Annotated in this window: 20 protein-coding genes; 13 read left to right on the plus strand and 7 right to left on the minus strand. The window is 53.2% G+C overall.

Annotated elements, in window-relative coordinates; genetic code table 11:
• Positions 1-52: 52 nt before the first annotated feature.
• Positions 53-1,021, minus strand: a complete 969-nt coding sequence (locus ABV298_RS26695; protein WP_353719188.1) for a LysR family transcriptional regulator — start codon at positions 1,019-1,021, stop codon at positions 53-55.
• Between the two features lie 98 nt (positions 1,022-1,119).
• Here ABV298_RS26695 and ABV298_RS26700 point away from each other — a divergent pair, with 98 nt between their 5' ends.
• From ABV298_RS26700 to ABV298_RS26710, 3 genes are read left to right on the plus strand one after another with little or no spacing between them, the layout of a single operon-like run.
• Complete coding sequence (locus ABV298_RS26700; RefSeq protein WP_353719189.1) at positions 1,120-1,743, plus strand: NAD(P)H-dependent oxidoreductase; 624 nt, start codon at positions 1,120-1,122, stop codon at positions 1,741-1,743.
• 12 nt (positions 1,744-1,755) lie between these two features.
• Entirely contained in the window at positions 1,756-2,052 is a 297-nt protein-coding gene (locus tag ABV298_RS26705; RefSeq protein ID WP_353719190.1) for a putative quinol monooxygenase, read from the plus strand.
• Between the two features lies 1 nt (position 2,053).
• Entirely contained in the window at positions 2,054-3,100 is a 1,047-nt protein-coding gene (locus ABV298_RS26710) for an SDR family oxidoreductase (protein WP_353719191.1), read from the plus strand.
• Here the strand turns inward: ABV298_RS26710 and ABV298_RS26715 are convergent.
• From ABV298_RS26715 to ABV298_RS26740, 6 genes are all read right to left on the minus strand, one after another.
• Positions 3,097-3,528: an SRPBCC domain-containing protein gene (locus tag ABV298_RS26715; RefSeq protein ID WP_353719192.1), complete on the minus strand. Its 432-nt coding sequence runs from the start codon at positions 3,526-3,528 to the stop codon at positions 3,097-3,099. The genes ABV298_RS26710 and ABV298_RS26715 overlap by 4 nt on opposite strands.
• 32 nt (positions 3,529-3,560) lie before the next feature.
• A complete protein-coding gene (locus ABV298_RS26720) occupies positions 3,561-4,091 on the minus strand; it encodes an SRPBCC family protein (RefSeq protein WP_353719193.1) in 531 nt (176 codons plus the stop codon).
• A gap of 26 nt (positions 4,092-4,117) precedes the next feature.
• Positions 4,118-4,450, minus strand: a complete 333-nt coding sequence (locus tag ABV298_RS26725) for a metalloregulator ArsR/SmtB family transcription factor (protein ID WP_353719194.1) — start codon at positions 4,448-4,450, stop codon at positions 4,118-4,120.
• 134 nt (positions 4,451-4,584) lie between these two features.
• Positions 4,585-6,990 carry a TonB-dependent receptor gene (locus ABV298_RS26730; RefSeq protein ID WP_353719195.1) on the minus strand — a complete coding sequence of 802 codons (2,406 nt, stop codon included), beginning with the start codon at positions 6,988-6,990 and terminating at the stop codon, positions 4,585-4,587.
• Between the two features lie 167 nt (positions 6,991-7,157).
• Entirely contained in the window at positions 7,158-7,382 is a 225-nt protein-coding gene (locus tag ABV298_RS26735; RefSeq protein WP_353719196.1) for a hypothetical protein, read from the minus strand.
• An 84-nt stretch (positions 7,383-7,466) separates the two neighbouring features.
• Positions 7,467-8,054 carry a hypothetical protein gene (locus ABV298_RS26740; RefSeq protein WP_353719197.1) on the minus strand — a complete coding sequence of 196 codons (588 nt, stop codon included), beginning with the start codon at positions 8,052-8,054 and terminating at the stop codon, positions 7,467-7,469.
• A gap of 159 nt (positions 8,055-8,213) precedes the next feature.
• Between ABV298_RS26740 and ABV298_RS26745 the strand changes: the two genes are divergently transcribed.
• The 10 genes from ABV298_RS26745 (at position 8,214) to ABV298_RS26790 (ending at position 19,085) form a co-directional block, all read left to right on the plus strand.
• On the plus strand, positions 8,214-9,398 hold the full coding sequence (locus ABV298_RS26745) for a hypothetical protein (RefSeq protein WP_353719198.1): 1,185 nt from the start codon (positions 8,214-8,216) through the stop codon (positions 9,396-9,398).
• Complete coding sequence (locus ABV298_RS26750; protein WP_353719199.1) at positions 9,395-10,795, plus strand: hypothetical protein; 1,401 nt, start codon at positions 9,395-9,397, stop codon at positions 10,793-10,795. The genes ABV298_RS26745 and ABV298_RS26750 overlap by 4 nt, the downstream gene beginning before the upstream one ends.
• 25 nt (positions 10,796-10,820) lie before the next feature.
• Complete coding sequence (locus tag ABV298_RS26755; protein ID WP_353719200.1) at positions 10,821-11,279, plus strand: T9SS type A sorting domain-containing protein; 459 nt, start codon at positions 10,821-10,823, stop codon at positions 11,277-11,279.
• Between the two features lie 28 nt (positions 11,280-11,307).
• Positions 11,308-12,285 carry a hypothetical protein gene (locus ABV298_RS26760; protein WP_353719201.1) on the plus strand — a complete coding sequence of 326 codons (978 nt, stop codon included), beginning with the start codon at positions 11,308-11,310 and terminating at the stop codon, positions 12,283-12,285.
• Positions 12,286-12,359: 74 nt separating this feature from the next.
• Complete coding sequence (locus tag ABV298_RS26765) at positions 12,360-13,115, plus strand: hypothetical protein (RefSeq protein ID WP_353719202.1); 756 nt, start codon at positions 12,360-12,362, stop codon at positions 13,113-13,115.
• Positions 13,084-13,209, plus strand: coding sequence for a T9SS type A sorting domain-containing protein (locus tag ABV298_RS26770; RefSeq protein WP_353719203.1), 126 nt, complete (start codon positions 13,084-13,086; stop codon positions 13,207-13,209). The genes ABV298_RS26765 and ABV298_RS26770 overlap by 32 nt, the downstream gene beginning before the upstream one ends.
• A 200-nt stretch (positions 13,210-13,409) precedes the next feature.
• Positions 13,410-13,814, plus strand: coding sequence for a response regulator (locus ABV298_RS26775; protein ID WP_353719204.1), 405 nt, complete (start codon positions 13,410-13,412; stop codon positions 13,812-13,814).
• Entirely contained in the window at positions 13,811-17,164 is a 3,354-nt protein-coding gene (locus ABV298_RS26780; RefSeq protein WP_353719205.1) for an ATP-binding protein, read from the plus strand. The genes ABV298_RS26775 and ABV298_RS26780 overlap by 4 nt, the downstream gene beginning before the upstream one ends.
• Before the next feature lie 141 nt (positions 17,165-17,305).
• Positions 17,306-17,899, plus strand: a complete 594-nt coding sequence (locus tag ABV298_RS26785) for a sigma-70 family RNA polymerase sigma factor (RefSeq protein ID WP_353719206.1) — start codon at positions 17,306-17,308, stop codon at positions 17,897-17,899.
• 85 nt (positions 17,900-17,984) lie between these two features.
• Positions 17,985-19,085: a FecR family protein gene (locus ABV298_RS26790; RefSeq protein WP_353719207.1), complete on the plus strand. Its 1,101-nt coding sequence runs from the start codon at positions 17,985-17,987 to the stop codon at positions 19,083-19,085.
• The last annotated feature ends 111 nt before the right edge of the window (positions 19,086-19,196 follow it).

Below are 19,196 nucleotides of genomic sequence, written 5' to 3' on the forward strand. Positions count from 1 at the left end.
CGCCCCGCCCGGTTAGTTCCGGGCGGGGATTTTTGTTTTGTTACGGAGGATATCAGGTTAACGCCATAACTGCCGGCTCTTTCCATTTGCTGATAAACAATTCCTGCAACTGCTCGATCTCCTTCTGGTAAATCGTCTTTTTTCTGGTCCCGAAATACAGCGTGTTTTCCATCGGCGTACTGCCTTCCCATACCAGTTCGATCTGGCCGGCCTCCAACGCTTCCACGCAGAGGAAATGCGGAACGATCGAAAAGCCTTCGCCATCGCTGAGGCAGCGGATGATAGAGCAGATGTTTGGAACGATGTAATTGGGCCTGAAATCCGGGTGCGAATCGAAGTTTTTGAGCCAGAAGTTTTTCAAATGCTCCATATCGGCGGCCGTGCTGTACCAGATCTGCTGTTTGAGCCAGTCGGCGGCTTCGGCCTTGTGCGACTGCCGCAGTGACGACTGCCGCAGTGACGACTGCCGCAGTGGCGACTGCCGCAGCAGGTCGCGGAGCGGTTCCGTGTCGGTCCGGCTGCCGGCGACAAGCACGATCCTTTCTTTGGAAAACGGTTTGTAATGCAGGTTCTGCTGCTGCCCTTGCTGCGGGGTCACGATGAGGTCGAGCAGGCCATTATCGAGGTCCTGCTGCATTTGCGGATATTCCCCGAATTTGATGATGAGGTTAAACGGCAGCGATGCGATGTGCTCTTCAAGCGTATACTGAAATGTTTCAAAACACATGCCGAGGCTGAGCGTGGGCCGCTCCTCCTTGGAGCTTTTGTGAAAATGTTGCTCCACCGCTTCGAGCTTGCGCAGCGGGTCGAGTACGAAATTGTACAATACTTTTCCCCTTTCGGTGGGCACCATTTTCCGGGGTGAGCGGTCGAACAGCTTATGGCCGGTGTAGGCTTCCAGCGAGTTCAGGTGCAGGCTGACGCCCGGTTGGGATATAAAAAGCTCCTGCGCCGCCGCCGACAGCGTCCCGGTTTCATAGATCGCCTTGAAAGTCCGGAGCCATTCGAGATTGAGTTGCATAGTTATCTATAATTTTTATAATACAAATATACAATTTAAGTTATTTTGATAATGAATTAGACCGTCGGAAATTTGTGGTGTCAAAATCAAAACGAACTATGAAAAAGATATTTGTCATCAACGGCGGCCAGCATTTCGCGCATTCGGGCGGGAAATTCAATCACACGCTGACGGGCCTGGACCAGTCGTTTTTTACCGAAGAAAACGGCTTTCAGCTTCAAGTAACGGACATTAACCAGCCCTACGACCCGGAAGAGGAGGTCACGAAGTTCGTATGGGCGGATGTGGTCATATACCACACGCCGGTCTGGTGGTTTTCCATGCCTTACAAACTGAAAGAATACATCGATATCGTCTTCACGGCCGGTCACCGCAAGGGCATTTACCGCAGCGACGGCCGCAAAACCGAAAATCCGGCCATCAATTACGGTACCGGCGGCATGCTTCACGGGCGCAGGTACATGCTCACCACCACCTGGAACGCTCCTGAAACGGCATTTACGCTGCCCGGGGAGTTTTTTCAGGAACACTCCGTCGACGACGGCGTTATGTTCGGTTTTCACCGGATGAACGCATTTACCGGCATGCAGCCGCTGCAAGGCATGCATTTCCATGACCTGGAAAAAAATGCGACGCCCGAAAGGATCGGGGCTTATAAAAATCAGTATCTCGCGCACCTTGCGGGAGTTTTCGGTAACATTGAAGCCGAATGTGCAGCCTGACCGCCGATTAATATGCCTGTTTATCTCACAGCCGTCATTAAAAGTCAAACAGCGTACCGTGACGAGGTCCGGGAAACGCTGTTGAATATGGTAACCGAATCCAGGAAAGAACCCGCCTGTATACAATACGATCTGTTCCAGGATAGTAGCGATCCGGACGTGTTCGTCTTCCGGGAAATCTGGGAAAGCCGGGAGGGGCTCGACGCCCATAACGAGCAACCGTACATCCGGGCATTCGGGGCGCCGCTGGAAAAGTTGCAAACCGATCCGGAGATTTATCTTATGCAGCCACTCGATATCGCCAGGTAACATGGGACAGTTAAAAACAGCTTTGGTAGTAGGAGCAAGCGGCGTAATAGGCCGGAATCTCGTCGCCCATCTGCAATCGCTTCCCGGATGGAGGGTAATTGGCACATCGCGGAATGCGCTTCCGGGGAGTGTCGATACGGTCACGGTGGATTTGCTCGATGTGACCGACGTGACCGCCCGATTTGCCGGCCTCGATACCGTGACCCACGTCTTTTACACCGCATATCAGGACAAGCCGACCTGGGCCGGGCTCGTGCCACCCAATATCACCATGTTCCGGAATGTGGTGGAAACAATCGAAAAAGTGTCGCCGATGCTGGAACACATCAGCTTTATGCAGGGCTACAAGGTTTACGGCGCACATCTGGGGCCGTTCAGGACGCCGGCAAGGGAGGATGATCCACCCATTATGCCGCCAGAGTTTATGACCGAACAGCAGCGGTACATTACGGCGGCGCAGCAAGGCAAGTCGTGGAGCTGGTCGGCTATCCGGCCGTCGGTTGTAGGCGGGTTTGCGCCGGCTAATCCCCTTAATCTCGTATCGTTGATCGCCGTTTACGCCACCTTATGCAAGGAATTGAATATCCCGTTCCGATTCCCCGGCAAGCCCGGCGCATACCGTTCGCTGATCGAAATGACGGATGCCGGTCTGCTGGCGAAAGCCACCGTTTGGGCCGCCACAACGCCCGCGTGCGCCAATCAGGCATTCAATATCAACAATGGCGACTTGTTCCGCTGGGAAGATTTGTGGCCTAGGCTGGGCCGGTACTTCGGGCTTGAAACCGCTCCGCCGGTACAGCTTCCGCTCGCGGAAGTAATGCGCGACAAGGCGGCCGTTTGGGAAACGCTGCGGGGGCGCCACGGACTCCTGTACGGTTATGAAGCATTGTCCGCCTGGCCGTTCGGGGATTTCGTCTTTTCGTGGGATTACGACTTCCTTGCAGACGGCTCGAAGGCCAGGCGGTTGGGTTTTCATGAATTTGTGGACACGGAAGAGATGTTTTACCGGATTTTTGACCAGTTGCGTGCCGGGAAGGTAATTCCCTAGCTTTCCGTTTCCACAAATCCGGCCAGGCTTTTTCCGATAATATGGTTCCAGCCCGAAGCGAAGCTTTCCGGCGCGAAATCGGGATACTCTTTCGGGAAGGTGTGAAGGCCCTTGTGGGTGAGGCGGAGACGGGTTTTACCGCCTTCCGGAATCAATTCGAAGGTCACTTCGGAGTCGCCGGGATAATCCGCATAACGCCAGGAGTAGGCGAGTTTACGGTTCTGTTCTACCTCGGTGACTTTGCAAAGGTGGCGGTACTGCCGTTCTTCGCTGCCCGCGGTGAATTCAAATTCAAAGCCGGTTTCTGCTTTGAATGCGGGGAGGTCGAAATACCATTTTCGCATCTGCTCGACGTCGGTCAAGGCGCTCCACACCCGCGCGGGCGGCGCATTCAGTACTTTTTCCAGCACAAAAGGTTCAAAAGCCATGGTTCTGATGGGTTAAAGTTGAGGTATTCGTTTCAAGAAAGTGCGTCGAATGCCGCTTTGTAATGCTTTTCAAGCGTTTTCCCGGCTTCCGACTGTACGCCGTCGTGAAGCTGCACGGCCGGTTCTACCTTTTCATCCAAAATATCTGCCAGCAGATCGAGCATCTGGTGCCAGCCGGCGGAAACACTGACGGCGTAGGTTTCGGAAACCCGGCTATATGTAAACCGGAGCAGGGTTTGCTCCCCGCCGCCGGGAAACAGCTCCCAAACCGCAAGCTCGTCGGGGCCGTCTTCGTTCTCCCAAACGTATTCCAGGTACTTCTCCGGTTCGATCCTCACGATCCGGCCATAGGAAAGGGTGTTCTCGGCGTCACCGAAATGCATGGTCATACGCCCGCCCGGAACAGGGTCGAGTTCGGTTTTCATAAACCAGACCGCCAGTTTTTCGGGGTTGATCAACGCGTCCCACACTTTGGCCGCGGAATGTTTCAGCAGTCTCTCAAAAACAATATGATAACCGAGCTCGTCTTTTCCCAGCCGGCCATGCTGTGTGGTCTTTGTCATAACCTTTTCATTTTAAGAATGTCCGTTTATGTATTTTCATCCGGATGTTCCTCGTCCAGAAAGCGTTCGAGGGCATCCAGCTTATCACTCCAGAACTTCCGATACGTATTGGCCCAGTCGGATACTTCTTTAAGCCCTTTCAGGTCGGCCTGGCAGAATGTTTCCCGGCCGCGTGTCTGCACGGTTACCAGCCCGCATTCGGTAAGTATGCGGATATGCTTGGCGACGGCCGGGCGGCTGATCGTAAAATGGTCGGCCACATTGTTCAGATTGAGCGTCCGGCGTGCGAGCAGATGAATGATCTCGCGCCGGGTAGGATCCGAAATAGCCTGAAAAACATCGCGTCGGGTTTGGTTCATCGGTTTTGTACGGCCTTAAAAAAAGAAATGGAAACCGTTTGGTTTCCAAATATAATGAAACCATATGGTTTCCAAAAAAATGCCCGGATTTTTTTGGAAAAACCCGGGCCGGTGCCGTCCGATTCAGTTGTTTCTTAATTATTGCCTTCGCCCGACTTTTTGTCGTCGTTGCTGATCCGTTTTTTCTGGCGCTGGTTGCCCGACATCTGTCCGAATTCGTATTTCAGGTTCAATCGCCAGCCGCGCCGGTACATGGCCACATCCTGTGTCTGCACGAAATTCGGCCCGACAAAATCGTTTCGCCATTTGATAGTACGGTTGAAAGGGTTGTCGAAGCCGAAACCGATCGTCCCTTTCTTTTTCAGCACTTCTTTTTGTAATACAATATTATAGAATCCGAAGCCGCCGTAACTGCCCTGGATGTTGACGCGCGGCGAATTGTAGAACCCGAACAACTGCGCCTTGATACCCTTGCCGAAATCGATCGTGGAGTTCAGGTTAATGCGGTACATCCAGTCGGCATTGCGAGTTTTGAGCTCTGCGCTTTCGAGGACGTTATAGAATACGTTGAGCGAGCCGTTAAGGGTCCATTGTTTCATGAGCTTGGTATTGGCGCTCAGGTTAAGGCCATAAGCCGAATTTTGGGCTACATTCTGGAAAATCTGCCTCATGACGCCGCTGCTGTCGACATTGCTGATGCTTTCGATCGCATTGTTGGTTTTGCGCAGGAAAAAGGATGCATTAATACTCGTCTGTTTGATCGACACGCTGTAATTGGCTTCCACCGAGTGCGTCAGCTCGGGTTTCAGGTAAGGATTGCCGCCATACTGGTTCTTAGAGTCGGCCTGGTTGACATAGGGGTTGAGGTAAAAGAACTGCGGGCGCTGAATCCGCTGGGTGTAGCTCATCCGGATTTGCTGGTTCTTTTTGAGACTGCGGGAGAGGCTTACGCTCGGGATAATGTTGCCATAATTGTTCGAGAAAGGGGCGGTGCCATTCAGGAAATTCGCCTGTATGAACGTGTGCTCGTAACGTGCGCCCAGGTTAATGCCCCAGTTCTTTTTCGGCGTGCGGTTGTATACCAGGTATGCGGACGTAACCTGCTGCGCGTAGTCGAATACATTGGCCTGCTCGGGCATGTCGTGAAAATCGTCGGAACCGTCGATGGCGCTCGAAATGCGGTAATCGCTCAGGATCTTGCGGAAAATGGTTTTGGTACCCATTTCGAGGGTGCTGACGCTGTCGAGCGGATTGGTGAAATCCAGCTGCACGGTGCCTTCCTTATTATTGCTGATATTGTAGCTTTTCTCGCGGTAATAAATGGCATTGGCGCGGTTGAGCAGGTCGGAATCGTAGTTGCTGTCCTCGCCTTCGAACGAATACATCATAAGCAACGTGAGCTCTTTTTTTGGTTTTTTGAAAAGCCGGGTATAATCGAGGTTGAGCGTCGAGCCCTGCCAGTCGTACGTACGGCTCATATCGCGCCGGAAGTACTGGCCCGGAATGCCCAGGGTGCTTTCCTCGAAACTGATATCGAACCAGTTGGTATTGATGCCGTTGTAGTAGTTGAAACCCGCCCCGACGCGGTTCAGTGAATCGATGTCCCAGTCGGCATTGACCGTGCCGTAAAAGTTTTTGCCCCGGCCGCGGACCCACTGGTCCTGGTCCTGGCTGGTAAGCGTGTCGCCGTTGGTGAAAGAGCGCAGCTGTTGCATGTAGCGTTTGTTCTTCCAGTTGCTGAAACCACCATTGGCCGAGAGCGTCAGGCCTTTGTTGCGGTGGCTGATACTTGCATTCGGCCAGTTGTTCCATTGGCCGAAATTGGGGCTGACGGAGCCATTGGTACCTTTCAGCGTATTCTTTTTGGTGATGATATTGATAATGCCCGCCGTGCCCTCTGCATCGTACTTTGCGGAAGGGGAGGTGATCACCTCCACCTGCTTGATAATGTCCGCCGGAATCTGTTTCAAGGCCTCGGAAACGCTCCGCGCCACGACATTCGATGGTTTGTTGTTGATAAGCACCTTGATATTGGCGCTTCCACGGAGCTGTACGTTTCCTTCGATATCCACCGCCACGGACGGGATCTTTTTAAGGACGTCGGTGGCATCGCCGCCCTTGATGCTGATATCCTTTTCGGCATTGTACACCATCCTGTCGGAGCGCTCTTCAAACAAGGCTTTCTGCTCGTTCACCGTCACTTCTTTCAGGTTCTGTGCCGCCGGCGCGAGTTTGATGACACCGATCTCGACGTCGTCCCTGTCGGCGTACACCGGACCGAAGGTCTTGGTGGTATAGCCCATCAGCGAAGCCTGAACGATATAGACGCCCGGTGCGACTTTTGGAAATACGAACCGTCCTTTGGCGTCGGCGGTAACGCCTTCCGTAATCTTTCCGTCCTTCATGAGCGCCACCGTCGCAAATTCGATGGGTTTACTGGCGGTCGAGTCCATCAGCAGGCCCGAAATGCGGACGTGTTGTGCGGAGAGAAAATGAATGGCGAGGGCCCAGAAGGCCAGGGTGAGTAGGGGTGTTTTCATACATGGCTAATTAATGCGTCCGCGATTTTGTCAGGTTCCCGGGCTCCGGGCATTGCAATGACGAACGAGTTTCCCGAACGTTGCATAAAGCACAAAAAAAGGCCCATTGCGGGCCTGTATTGTGTTGCTAGTCAGCTATGTGAAAAACGGGGGCGATCGTGGCGCCGTCAGACCTTTTGTGCGGCGAACGGCGCCTGGTCGTGGCGGACCTGTTCCGCCAGCCGCTTGATATAGGGAATTCCTTCCCGTTCATAATCCGCAATTTGTGCGGGCGTGAGTCGTATCACAAATTCGTACATGCCTACGCCTCCGCACACGACCGAGAGCATATAGTCTCCAGGGGCTTGTTCGGAAAATGTGTAATTCCAGGCTTCCTTGGCAATTTCTTTCATTTGGAAATAGCGTTATGCGGGGCTAAATATACGTTAAAAAAAGAAGGCCAACGCGTTGCCCAACGCATTGGCCTGTTTCATCGGTTATAGTGGTGTTTCAGTGTATTTTCCTTTCGGAATGCGGTCGACTACCGCTTCCGAATAGCCTGTGGGAAGTTGCCCGCCCGGTAACCAGAGATTATTGGCCCCCATTTCGTTGCCCGACGGCATTCGCACGTTCAGTGCTCTGGGGTCTGGGATCGATATGCGTACCATTTCCTTTCCTTTCCAGCTATCAGCCGGAATGCCCAGTTCTTTCTCTATTTTGCTGATATCCTTGTTGGTTTTGGTCAGCATCGCATCCATTTCGGCCTTGGTCATGACAAACTGCGTATTGTCGGGATAACCCAGCGTATCGCGGCCGTAGTCGTCGAGGGCTTTTTTGGTGACCAGGTAGGTTGCCCCGTCGGTGAATTTAGCCAGGTGAAAATCGATATACTTCTGGTCGAGGTATACGGAAGGGGCCGGGCGCTGGCCTTTGGGTAAGTCGAGTACTTTTTGCGAAGTCCAGCCTTCTTTCCAGGAGTCTTCGAGTTTAATCGTTTCAGGGGTTTTGTCGTCGTCGTCGTTACAAGCGAATGATATGGCCGTCATGAAAGCGAACAGCCACAATTGAAAGAGATTTTTCTTCATACGAATAGTGCTGGCTAGAATTGTTTGTGCCGCAAGTATACTGAAATCTTAAATAATTCTACTGTTTGTAGTATTTATTTTTATAAAAATACTACAAATGTTGCGCTTGATCGGGAAGCTGATTATTGGCAATATTGTAACCGTATCCCTCTCTATCACATGTTCAGACTTTTATTGGCCCTGCTTCTTTCCTGGATTCCTTCTTTCGGCTTCTCCCAAAGCCCGTCCGTCCGTATTGTAAAGGTTAATGCGGAGAACTATTGCACCGGCACCGACCTGGCGATCGACGTGACCATTTCGGGCACGTTTCCGCCAGATAACAAGTTTTCGGTTGTCGTCCACCGCGATTGGGACAGTTCGGCGGAAGTGTGGACGTATCCTGCCGAATTGACCGGAAACCGGATTGTAGCCAACCTGAAAGACCCGGGCCTTGCCAAATATGAGCGGGTGGTTTTGAAACTGGTATCATCCAATCCCAAGACGGAAACGGAGAACGTGCCGTTCAGGGTGACTTCAAAAAGCCGGTTACAGTTTGCGACAAAGGCAGGGTTGGCCGCTGATACCGTCAATTCCGTGGATCCCGTCGAGCTCGCGCTGACGGTTTCGCCGCCGAGCTCCGGGCAGGTGACTCTCAACACCGGTGAAAAATTCGAGTTGATCAACCCCATTTACGGCGGAGAATCCTACACGACGAACATACGGTTGCCCGTGGCCAAAGAGGGGACCTATTCGGTAAAAGAAGCGGTTAATATATGCGGTGCCATGCAAGTGAGCGGCGAGGTGGCTGTTAAACTAAATGCCATCGACTTTTTCCCGACTTCCGTATATCCGCATACTGTTTGTGAGGGAGGCGAGTTCAAAGTGGTTTTTGGCACAAACGGGCAGGAATTTGCGGCTGGAACGCAATTTCGGATACGTTTGTACCGGGGCGACGAATACATTGCCAGGCCGGAGTTCGCCGACGTGCCGGCGGAGCTCACCGGGAAAAACGAACTGACGGCCCGTTTTCCGGAGCATTTCAAAGTGCAGAATTTTTCGGAACAGTTCCGTATCGGGATCTTGGCGGCGAACCCCGCGTCCGTTTCCCGGAACGATGCGCTGAAGATATGGGTAAGTCCGAAACCAGGTTTTGCATTGACAACCCGGAATCCTGCGGTAGCAGTAGGTGAGCCGGTGCAGATTGACGTGGCCTTTACGGGAATGTATTCCTACACGCTTACTTTTACGAACGGACTGAAAATTACTTCTTCAACTTCGTCTATCCACGCGCGAGTACCCGATACCAGGTCAAAACATTTGAATCGGGCTGCGGAGTCATCGAAAACCCGGCGCATCAGCCGTTGAATGTAACCGTAAAACAGAGCCTCTTTCTCGGACCTCTTTACCCGGCGACCCAAAAGCCGTTTTGTGCCGGGCAGACTATCCGGCTTCCGTTTATAGCCAACGGGGTGACACCTCAGACCACCTACACCGTTGAAGCGTTTACCGCCGACAACCAGAAATACATTTTCCAGGCGCATGCGGTAGGCGACAGTATCGATATCAGCATTCTCCGTGACGGCAGCCGCGATCCGAAAAGGAATTACGGAATGATTACCAGCTTCCGCCTCGTTTCAACGAACCCGGTCATGCGGTCGCCGAATACCTATTTCAGGGTGCAGGACGAACCATTTATGGTGTGGGCGGAGAATTCTGCCAGAAGTGTTCCCTTTCCGTCGGCGATCCGGATGGACTACCTGTTGCAGGGAGGCGGGCCCTACGAACTGGAGTTTATAAATGGTTCGCGTTGGAAAGGAGATTATCCGAATTTCTGGCACTACCAGTTTATCAAAAAGGATACGATATTCAAAGCGGCGGCATTGTCCAATTACTGCTTCCGTACGACAGACCTGCCAGCCTTTCCCTTAAAAGTCGAAAAACCTGCGGACCAGACCCCCAGTGTTTTTCTGGCGTTCGACAGCGGGGACTACTGCATGGGCGATAGCCTGGAAGTAGAAGCTTTTTTCAATGGCAAATTCGATGCGGGAAATGTGTTTACCCTGGCTTACGCCAAAGACGTCCTAACCATTTTTGCCACCGTCGAGTCCCTTGATTTGGAACAAAGGATTCCTTTCTATTCTTACCAGGTGCCGGAAATGACTTTGTTTGGTAGCAATACCATTTGGCCAGGGCAGGCGGTAAAATTGTTTGTCCGTGCCAATAACACCTTTACCCCGAATACCGCATTCGAACTATCGGACGGCTCGGCGTATGTCTTCGCAAGTCCTTCGGAAGGGGCGATTATGGAAATCGAAAAGAAACCGGCAGCGACGACCACCTATACGTTGAAAGCACCGCAAAGCGCATGTGGGACCGGCAAAGTGACCGGTTCGGCCACGATCACGGTAGAGCCGCGAAAAGAAAAATCGCTGACGATCTGGTCGGTGGAGACAGCCGGTAAACAGACGACCTGTAATTCCGACACGGTCACCGTGAACTTCACCCGCGACGGCGACCCTACCGGCACATTATATACCGTATGGTTATCTGATTCGCTGGGAGAGAATTTCAAAGCGCTTACTACGCTCAACGGCTTCCCGCCGGTACGCGCGGTTGTCCCTGCGGATACAAAGGCCGGGACATCATACCGCATCCGGATGACATCCGATGATCCCGCGTTGCAAACAGCGACGATGGAAAAGCTGTTTGGAATAGGAGAGTACGCCACTGCCCGGGTAGTGACCCCCCGAGATCTTCTATAAACCCGGGGAGAACGCCTATCTGGTAGTGAAGCTGGAAGGATCATCCCCATTCAATTACCGCTACGGCGCAGGTAACGAAAGTTTCCAGCGTTATCCGGGCAAAAGCATCGACTCGCTGCTGATACGCCCCGTCAGCGACGTCGCCGAGTACAAATTGCTGGAAGTAAGGAATAGCTGCGGGACGGGAAAGCTGCAAGAGCCTTCGACATTCCGCATCGAGCTTATTACAGCTACCGATCCACTGCCGGCTGAGGAGCAGGTTGTTTTTGGGCCAAACCCGACCAACGGCATGGTGGAGCTGCGGTTTCAGAGCCCGTCGGACCGGCAACTTACGGTATACAATGCAAGTGGTGTCGCGCTCTGGAACGTCCGTACACGCTCGGACCGTGCCTCGATCCGGCTGACAGAACAGCCGGCCGGTATTTACCTGCTCGAAATCAAAGGCAAAAAAGGAACGGCCTCTTACCGTATCTTAAAAAACTAACCCCTGAACCATTTACCGGCAAATGTCTATGTTTTCCAGAACCCTGCTTTTATTGATATCGGTGCTTTTTTGCCAAAAAATTTACGCCCAGACTTCCGATCGGGGCATTTACATTCAGTTGGGTAGCAACGAACGGCTTTGCAGTTTCCGGGAAATGTCCATTCCCGCCATATTTACCGGGACATTCAATGCCGATAACCGGCTTTTTGTCGAATTCACCGAATCCTGGACAAACAAGGTGATTGCCCGGTTTCCCGCTACGTACAGCGGAGGTCGGGTGCAGGCTGTGATCAACGCCGACACTTTGGCAGGTGAGAACCATCCTGTGGTGCGGGTGGTCTCGACAAACCCGGCGGTAACGAGCAATCAGGTTCAGTTCCAGGGTTTTCTTTCCCGTGGTTCCGTAAAATTCTCCGCTCCGCTTACCGCTAGCGATACCGTGAATGCCGGTGCCGGAATATCTGTTTTGGTTGCCAATACAGCCAATAACCCTGTATTACTCACGCTGAACAACAATGCGCAGCTTGAAGCGGGCCCCGGAACTGCCACGGTCAATGTCCCGGTAATGAGTTCCGGTGAGCTTTTCATCGTCAGTGCGGTTAATAGCTGTGGTGTACCGGTGCCTTTTTCGGGCAGCCGGGTATTCAAAGTGAACCCGCTGACGATCGTTTCGTTCAAATTCCTGGACGCGGCACTTTGTGGAGGCAACCGCGTGCACCTGACCTATGCTGTCACAGGAGGCACGGTTCCCGCCTCGGCCAGATACAGGCTGCGGTTTCAACAAACCTATTTCGAACCCGAACTGCGGACGCGCACGTTCGAGGTGCCGGCGGTTGTAGAGTCGGCCCCTGGCGGCTTACCGCGACGGGTTTCGGTGAGGAGATCGTGGAATCGGGCAGTTTTACCGCGATATATGCTCCGACGAAAGATACCGTTTTTCAGGTCGCTTCCGTCAGCAACCGGTGTGGTTACGGCGAGGCTTCCGGAAGTCTGGCACTTAAAGTAAAACCCCTCGTTAGCAAGCTGGATGCGGAGGCGGCACCCGCGTGTGCAGGCGATAAGTTAAATGTAACCTATGAGATGCTGGGAGAAATTCCGGCCGGGCAGGACCTGCTGTTTGAACTGGTGCAGGTCAACGGGAAAAAATCACAACTCGCCGCTACCCGTGTAAAAGCGGGCCGGATCGCGTTATCGATACCGGCCGACTGGCCGCTGGGTATGAACTCGCTGGTATGCAGAATAGGGGGAACATCGGTTTCGTCCAGTCAGCCGGTTCAAATTGTCAGGGCTTTCGCTATCGAACTGGCAGGTAATGCCACGATTAACGCCGGCGACCAGGTAGCTATCGAAGTTATCCCAAAAGGCGAGGGGAACCTGCCTGTCACTTTTAACCTTTCCGACGGCGGTAAGAGAGAAATCCAGCACTTCCAGATGCAGTCGTATCCGTTTGTGGTGAAACCCACGGCTACGACGACCTACCGCATTGTAAGTGCGTCCAGCGCATGTGGGGCAGTCGCTTTCTCCGGCAGCGCTACCATTACCGTGAATGCGCCGGCCGCCCGGACTGTTAAAATTACGTCTGTATCGGGCCGGGGGCAGGGGAGTTTGTGTGAGGAAGATTCCCTCATCGTGCATTTTACTGTCACCGGCAGTTTTTCCAGCGGTAACCGCTTTGGGATACAACTTATCGACGGGAATGGCAAACTGATGAAGGAGCTGGTGCCGGAGGGACAGGTGTCGCCATTGAAAACGCTCCTTCCGCCGGGTACGGACCCTGCGTCTCTACGATTCAAACGGCACACTGATGCTGCGGCAAAAAACCAATTCGGCCGATGAAACAGTGGACATGACTCCCCTGCAACCCGGCATGTATATCCTGCATGTAGAGTCGGCGCGGGGCGTGCGGGCATTGAAGATATGGCGCGAATGACCGTGCGATTTTTTCCCATTGCGGCGGCCGGGTGAGGGGTAATTGGGGCAATGCGCCCGGCATGCACCGCCAACTTTCGTCGCGAATGGCCCGCCCGCTTTTTAAAAATGCATGGAATAACTTTTGTATTTCAGCCACAGCAGTGTTAACGGCGGATCGAAGGCCATGAGAGGTCCGGGATGCTATGAATTAGTCGAAAAATGAAGACACCTGGTAATATTTCTATTCTTTTGGTCGACGATGACATCGATGACCAGGAGATTTTCCTTCTCACCATGCAGAACAGCGGCAACGACGTGGAATGCGAATTTGCCTGCGACGGCATCCAGGCATTACAGAAACTGAGCGAAACTGCATATGAGCCGCACCTGATCTTTATCGATATAAATATGCCTAAAATGAATGGTATCGAACTCCTGGCTGAATTGAAGCAGAATCCTCGCCTGCGACAGACGCCGATCTATATGTATTCGACTTCCGATCAGAAAGAGATTGTCACGAGGTGCATGGAGCTGGGCGCGTCGGGTTTTATGAAGAAAAGCCCCGATATCGAGGAGCTGCGGAGGGAATTTACCCAGGTAATAGACAATCGTGGCGCTTTATGACCGACCCTGTGCAACATACCACGCTGGAATTTCTGGCAGGTGGGGGCGAAATGGGGCGGAGGATACGGGAATTCGATTGGGCGGCAGCCGGGCTGGGCGATCCGCAGATGTGGCCGCAAAGCCTGAAAACCTGTATCCGGATCATGCTCAGCTCCAAACAGCCGATCTGGATCGGATGGGGACCCGGTCTTTTGAAGTTTTACAATGATGCCTACATCGATATAGTGCGCGGCAAGCACCCGCAGGCGCTGGGCCAGCCGGCGTCGGTTGTCTGGAAGGATATCTGGAAGGACATCGAACCGATGCTTTCCAGGGCTATGCAGCGCGACGAAGGTACCTATGTCGAGTCACGCCTGCTGATCATGGAGCGAAGCGGTTTTCCCGAAGAAACCTATTATACTTTTTCCTACACGCCGGTACTCGGCGACGATGGCCGGCCTGCGGGGATGATTTGCTACAACACGGCCGATACCGAACGTATTCTCAGCGAACGGGCGCTCAAAACAATGCAACAGCTCGATTCGCTGGGTGAAAAAAAGCGGGAGGACGAGGTTTTTGCGCAAGTTGGAAGGGCTTTGTCGGCTAACCCGCTCGACTTTCCCTTTGCAGTCCTTTACAAGATTTCGGAGGACGGGGAACAGGCCGGGATGGTCGCCACGTCCGGCGTGGACGCTGCCGACGCGCGCCTAGACGCGCATATCAGGCTGTCGGAACCGGGCGTGCGTTATGCGCAGCTGGTATCCGCGGTTCACCAGAACCGGATGAAGGAGGCCATCAACCGCGGACATTGGAAACATCTGGCCAAAGGCGGATGGGACGTGGCGCCTAAATATGTGGTATACCTGCCCATTCAGTCGGCCACCAGGAAACACCCTCTCGCATTGCTGGCCGTAGGATTGAATCCCTACCGGAAGTTCGATGAAGTTTACCGTAATTTTCTTCAGCAGATCGCCGACCGCATTGCGCTGGGCCTTGGAAATGTAATGGCCTATGAGGAAGAGCAGCGGCGGTTGCGTATGCTGGAAGAGCTCGATAAAGCGAAAACGTTGTTTTTTACCAATATCAGCCATGAGTTCCGGACGCCGCTGATGCTGATGCTCGGCCCGCTGGAAGAACTGTTGAACTACGAGTCTCCGCGGTGGTCGGAAGCGGAAAAAGCCAAAGTGGACGTAGCGCACCGCAATGCATTACGGCTGCTCAAACTGGTGAACACATTACTGGATTTCAGCAGAATGGAGGGTGGCCGCAGCGAAGCGCGGTTTATGCTGACCGAACTGGCATCCTACACCCGGAACCTGGCTTCCAACTTCCGTCCGGTGATCGAAAAGGCGGGGATGGAATTCGAAGTAAAAACAAACGGGGATATATGCAATGCCTACGTCGACCGGCAGATGTGGGAAAAGGTGGTATTCAACCTGCTTTCCAATGCATTTAAATATACGCTTCAAGGAAAGATCTCCCTGGAAATCGGTGTGAAGGACGGGCATATCCGGCTGTCGGTGACCGACACGGGTGTGGGCATTCCCGCGCACGAACTCCCGCACATGTTCGAGCGCTTCCACCGGGTGCAGAATGCCGGCGGCCGCACCTATGAAGGGACGGGTATCGGGCTATCGCTGATCAGGGAACTGGTGACCTTGCACGGAGGGACAATCGGCGTGGAGAGTACCGAGGGCGTGGGGAGCCGCTTTACCGTCATGATTCCCCAGGGACGGGCACACCTCGACGCCGGACAGGTGTACGACGAAACTGCCGATGCTGGCGGGATGAGCCTGGATTTTTATGTGCAGGAAGCGGAAACGCTGCTGGACTCCCGGGATCGGGTCGAGTCGGTGCCGAACGGCCACAGCGGAAGCGGGGATTGTGTGCTGATTGCCGACGACAATGCCGATATGCGGCAACACATCCGATCGCTGCTGGGCAATGCGTATCATACCCTTACCGCCTCCAACGGCGCGGAAGCGCTACGGATGATCCGAAAGTACCGGCCGGCGTTGGTACTGAGCGATGTCATGATGCCTGAAATGGATGGTATTTCCCTGCTGAAAGCCGTAAAAACAGACCCGGAAATTTCACACACGCCCGTTATCCTGATCACGGCACGGGCGGGCGAGGAGTCGCGGATCGAAGGGATCGAGATCGGGGCGGACGACTACATCGTCAAGCCGTTCTCCGGTAAAGAGCTGATCGTACGGGCGCAGGCGCAGATCAGGATAGCGAATGCGCGCAACAAAATCGAAGCAAGCGAAAGGCAGTTCAGAATCCTCACCGAGACATTGCCCCAGCTGATCTGGATGACCGACGAAAACGGCAAACAGCTTTTCGTGTCGCGCCGCTGGATCGAGTACACGGGTATTTTACCCGACGGCGAGCGCTCCTGGCAGCAAATTGTGCATCCGGACGACCTCGAAAGCATCAATAAAAGCTGGGCCGACGCGCTGCGTACCGGCGAACGCCATCGCACGGAGGTACGGTTCAGAAGCAAAACCGGCGACTATCGCTGGTTTGCCGGTGTCGGCGAGCCGATCCGCGACGAATCCGGCAAAATCGTCAACTGGATCGGGGCATTTTCGGATATTCACGATCAGCGCGTTTTCACCGAAGAGCTTGAAAAAAAGGTGGAACAGCGGACGCAGGACCTTGTGCATGCCAACAAAGAGCTCGAATCGTTCAGCTATGTGGCGAGCCACGACCTCCAGGAACCGCTGCGGAAGATACAGACGTTCATTCACCTCATCGAACGCAATGATTTCAATAGCGATCTGTCCAAAGGTTATTTCCAAAAAATATACCTTTCGGCACAGCGGATGGGTGAACTCATCCAGTCGGTGTTGTCGTACAGCCGGCTTTCGGGAAACGGAGAGGCATTGCAGCGCGTGGATCTGAAAAAGGTCATCGACGACATCGCCGTCGATTTTGAACTGACGATCCAGGAGAAACAGGCCATACTTACGCACGCGAACCTGCCGGTAGTGAATGCGTATGCGCTGCAAATGAACCAGTTGTTTTCGAACCTGATCGGTAACTCGCTTAAATTCACAACCGAAAGGCCCGAGATCAGGGTTACGGGCAGTATCGAAAGCGGTCGCGACATACCGGCGGCGCCAGCCGAACTGGCCGCCCGGAATTACCATCACATCCGGGTGCAGGACAACGGCATCGGTTTCGAGCCGGAGTTCAGCCAAAAGATATTCACGCTTTTCCAGCGGTTACACCGTAAACATGAATACGCGGGAACAGGGATCGGTTTGAGCATCGTGAAGAAAATCGTGGAGCAACATGAAGGATTCGTTTCCGCCGAGTCGCATCCCGGTCAGGGCGCGACTTTTCATATCTGGTTGCCCGCGTAAACGCTATGTAACCAGCATTTTACGCTGATCAGCATGTCGATACCGAACAGGAAAATGCTAATATTCGACGGTAATGTGTGGTAGAATAGTTCTATTTGAACATTTTTTAGTACTTTTGGTTAAAGCAAAAAACCTGACTGCTTGGCTTCAACACTGACCGATACCGACGATAGAATCCTCTGGCAGCGCTTCCGGCAGGGCGACGAAGAAGCGTTTACCTTACTGTATCAGCGGTACGTAAGGGTTCTTTATAGTTATGGGAAAAAGCTGATTCCCGAGGCGGCGGTGGTAGAAGACCTCGTGCAGGATTTATTTATCGATCTTTGGCAGAGCCGTACGCGCCTGGCCGACGCCGAATCTCCGCGTTTTTATCTTTTCCGGTCGCTGAGGCGCCGCATTCACCGGGCCGGCAACGGGCATTTCAACGAGCGCTGGGAGCAAATCGACGAGGATTTCCACCCTGTAACTTTGCCCAAAGAAAGCGAGATCATCGAATCGGAACATTTTCAGAAGCAGAAAAACGAGCTGGATAGCTGGCTCAAAAGCCTGCCCGGCCGGCAATACGAAGTAATGATGCTCCGCTTCTACCACGATTTCAGCTACTCCCAGATTTCACAAATGCTGACGATCAACGAGCAATCGGTCCGAAACCTGGTGCAAAGGGCTGTCTGCAAGCTCCGGCAGCTTACCGTTTCCCTGGTTGTTTCGGGATTATTGCTATTTCTTCTGAAATAATTCGCAAAAGGTGAGTTAAACCACCCGTATTCGTGCTCTTTCCTATTGAGCACCGTTTCTAATTTTTCATCAAATAATCATACTGATGAGTTACTGTCATTATGAAGTAACTGATTTTCTGGAAGATCCGTATTTCAAATCGTGGGTGTACAGACCAACTCCGGACTGTGACGATTTCTGGAACAATTTTCTGATCCGGCATCCCGAAAAGGCGGAGGCCGTGTTTAGCGCGAGAACGATCCTGGCGGGCATTAAGGCCGAGGCCGAGGAAGATTTCCCCACAGGCGCGCAGGTAGCCTCGATGCTGGATGGGATCCACAGCCGGAAAGATCGCGCGGGCCGTCGGACAATGCGCGGGCTCTGGCTTCGGCTCGGGGCATCGCTCACGGCCGCCGCCGTCGTAACGCTGGTCGTAGGCTGGATGCGCAAGCCCGACAGGCACGACGCCCACGTGAGTTACACGGAGCTCGTTTCGGCGGTGGAAGAGCCGCTGGTGGAGCAGAAGAACACGACGAATACGCCGATTTTACTTACGCTGCCCGATCGAAGCACGATCCTTTTGCAACCCAAAAGCAGCGTGAGTTACCGTAAGGATTTCATGGCGAACGCATTGCGGGAAGTTTATCTGTCGGGCCAGGCGTTTTTTACAGTGACCAAAAACCGGCAGCGGCCGTTTGTTGTGTACTCCAACGAGTTGGTTACGAAGGTGTTGGGTACGAGTTTTATGGTAAAGGCGTTCGAAGATGCGAAACAGGTGGAAGTGTGTGTGAAAACCGGCAAGGTTTCCGTATTCCCGCGCACGGATACGGAAGTATGCGAGGGGATCGAAAAACCCGAATTGGCGGGGACTATCATTACGCCCAATCAGAAAGTACTCTTCTCGAGAGAGCAGATACAAATCCGCAAAGAGCTGGTGGAAGCCCCGGAGCTCCTTGCGTCGGCCGTGCTGCCGGCACCACTGTTGAAATTCCAGGACATGCCGGTGTCGAACCTGTTCGATAACATTGAGGCGACTTACGGAATAGATATCGTATATGATCACCGTTCGTTCGGAGAGTGCCTTTTGACGGCCTCGTTCACCAACGAAAATCTCTACGAGAAAATGGAGCTCATCTGCAAGGGCATTGAAGCGAGTTTTGAGGTAGTGGACGGGAAGATCGTAGTGTCCGGTCGCGGATGTAATTGATAACCAAAGATTTTATCAAATGTATAACAAACCTAACTGATAACCCTTAACCTTAACTGCTTCTATGATTTAACCAAACTCCCTAAAAAAGAAAGGTTGATGATGTTGCAC

Source organism: Dyadobacter sp. 676 (assembly GCF_040448675.1).
Lineage (GTDB): Bacteria > Bacteroidota > Bacteroidia > Cytophagales > Spirosomataceae > Dyadobacter.

What these genes read in the sequence shown, in the direction of transcription:
- ABV298_RS26715 (WP_353719192.1), bottom strand. Translation starts at nt 3,528, where the DNA reads ATGGCTTTTGAACCTTTTGTGCTGGAAAAAGTACTGAATGCGCCGCCC.
- ABV298_RS26720 (WP_353719193.1), bottom strand. Translation starts at nt 4,091, where the DNA reads ATGACAAAGACCACACAGCATGGCCGGCTGGGAAAAGACGAGCTCGGT.
- ABV298_RS26740 (WP_353719197.1), bottom strand. Translation starts at nt 8,054, where the DNA reads ATGAAGAAAAATCTCTTTCAATTGTGGCTGTTCGCTTTCATGACGGCC.
- ABV298_RS26770 (WP_353719203.1), top strand. Translation starts at nt 13,084, where the DNA reads ATGCTGCGGCAAAAAACCAATTCGGCCGATGAAACAGTGGACATGACT.
- ABV298_RS26705 (WP_353719190.1), top strand. Translation starts at nt 1,756, where the DNA reads ATGCCTGTTTATCTCACAGCCGTCATTAAAAGTCAAACAGCGTACCGT.
- ABV298_RS26745 (WP_353719198.1), top strand. Translation starts at nt 8,214, where the DNA reads ATGTTCAGACTTTTATTGGCCCTGCTTCTTTCCTGGATTCCTTCTTTC.
- ABV298_RS26710 (WP_353719191.1), top strand. Translation starts at nt 2,054, where the DNA reads ATGGGACAGTTAAAAACAGCTTTGGTAGTAGGAGCAAGCGGCGTAATA.
- ABV298_RS26780 (WP_353719205.1), top strand. Translation starts at nt 13,811, where the DNA reads ATGACCGACCCTGTGCAACATACCACGCTGGAATTTCTGGCAGGTGGG.
- ABV298_RS26765 (WP_353719202.1), top strand. Translation starts at nt 12,360, where the DNA reads ATGCTGGGAGAAATTCCGGCCGGGCAGGACCTGCTGTTTGAACTGGTG.
- ABV298_RS26735 (WP_353719196.1), bottom strand. Translation starts at nt 7,382, where the DNA reads ATGAAAGAAATTGCCAAGGAAGCCTGGAATTACACATTTTCCGAACAA.
- ABV298_RS26775 (WP_353719204.1), top strand. Translation starts at nt 13,410, where the DNA reads ATGAAGACACCTGGTAATATTTCTATTCTTTTGGTCGACGATGACATC.
- ABV298_RS26760 (WP_353719201.1), top strand. Translation starts at nt 11,308, where the DNA reads ATGTTTTCCAGAACCCTGCTTTTATTGATATCGGTGCTTTTTTGCCAA.
- ABV298_RS26695 (WP_353719188.1), bottom strand. Translation starts at nt 1,021, where the DNA reads ATGCAACTCAATCTCGAATGGCTCCGGACTTTCAAGGCGATCTATGAA.
- ABV298_RS26790 (WP_353719207.1), top strand. Translation starts at nt 17,985, where the DNA reads ATGAGTTACTGTCATTATGAAGTAACTGATTTTCTGGAAGATCCGTAT.
- ABV298_RS26725 (WP_353719194.1), bottom strand. Translation starts at nt 4,450, where the DNA reads ATGAACCAAACCCGACGCGATGTTTTTCAGGCTATTTCGGATCCTACC.
- ABV298_RS26700 (WP_353719189.1), top strand. Translation starts at nt 1,120, where the DNA reads ATGAAAAAGATATTTGTCATCAACGGCGGCCAGCATTTCGCGCATTCG.
- ABV298_RS26730 (WP_353719195.1), bottom strand. Translation starts at nt 6,990, where the DNA reads ATGAAAACACCCCTACTCACCCTGGCCTTCTGGGCCCTCGCCATTCAT.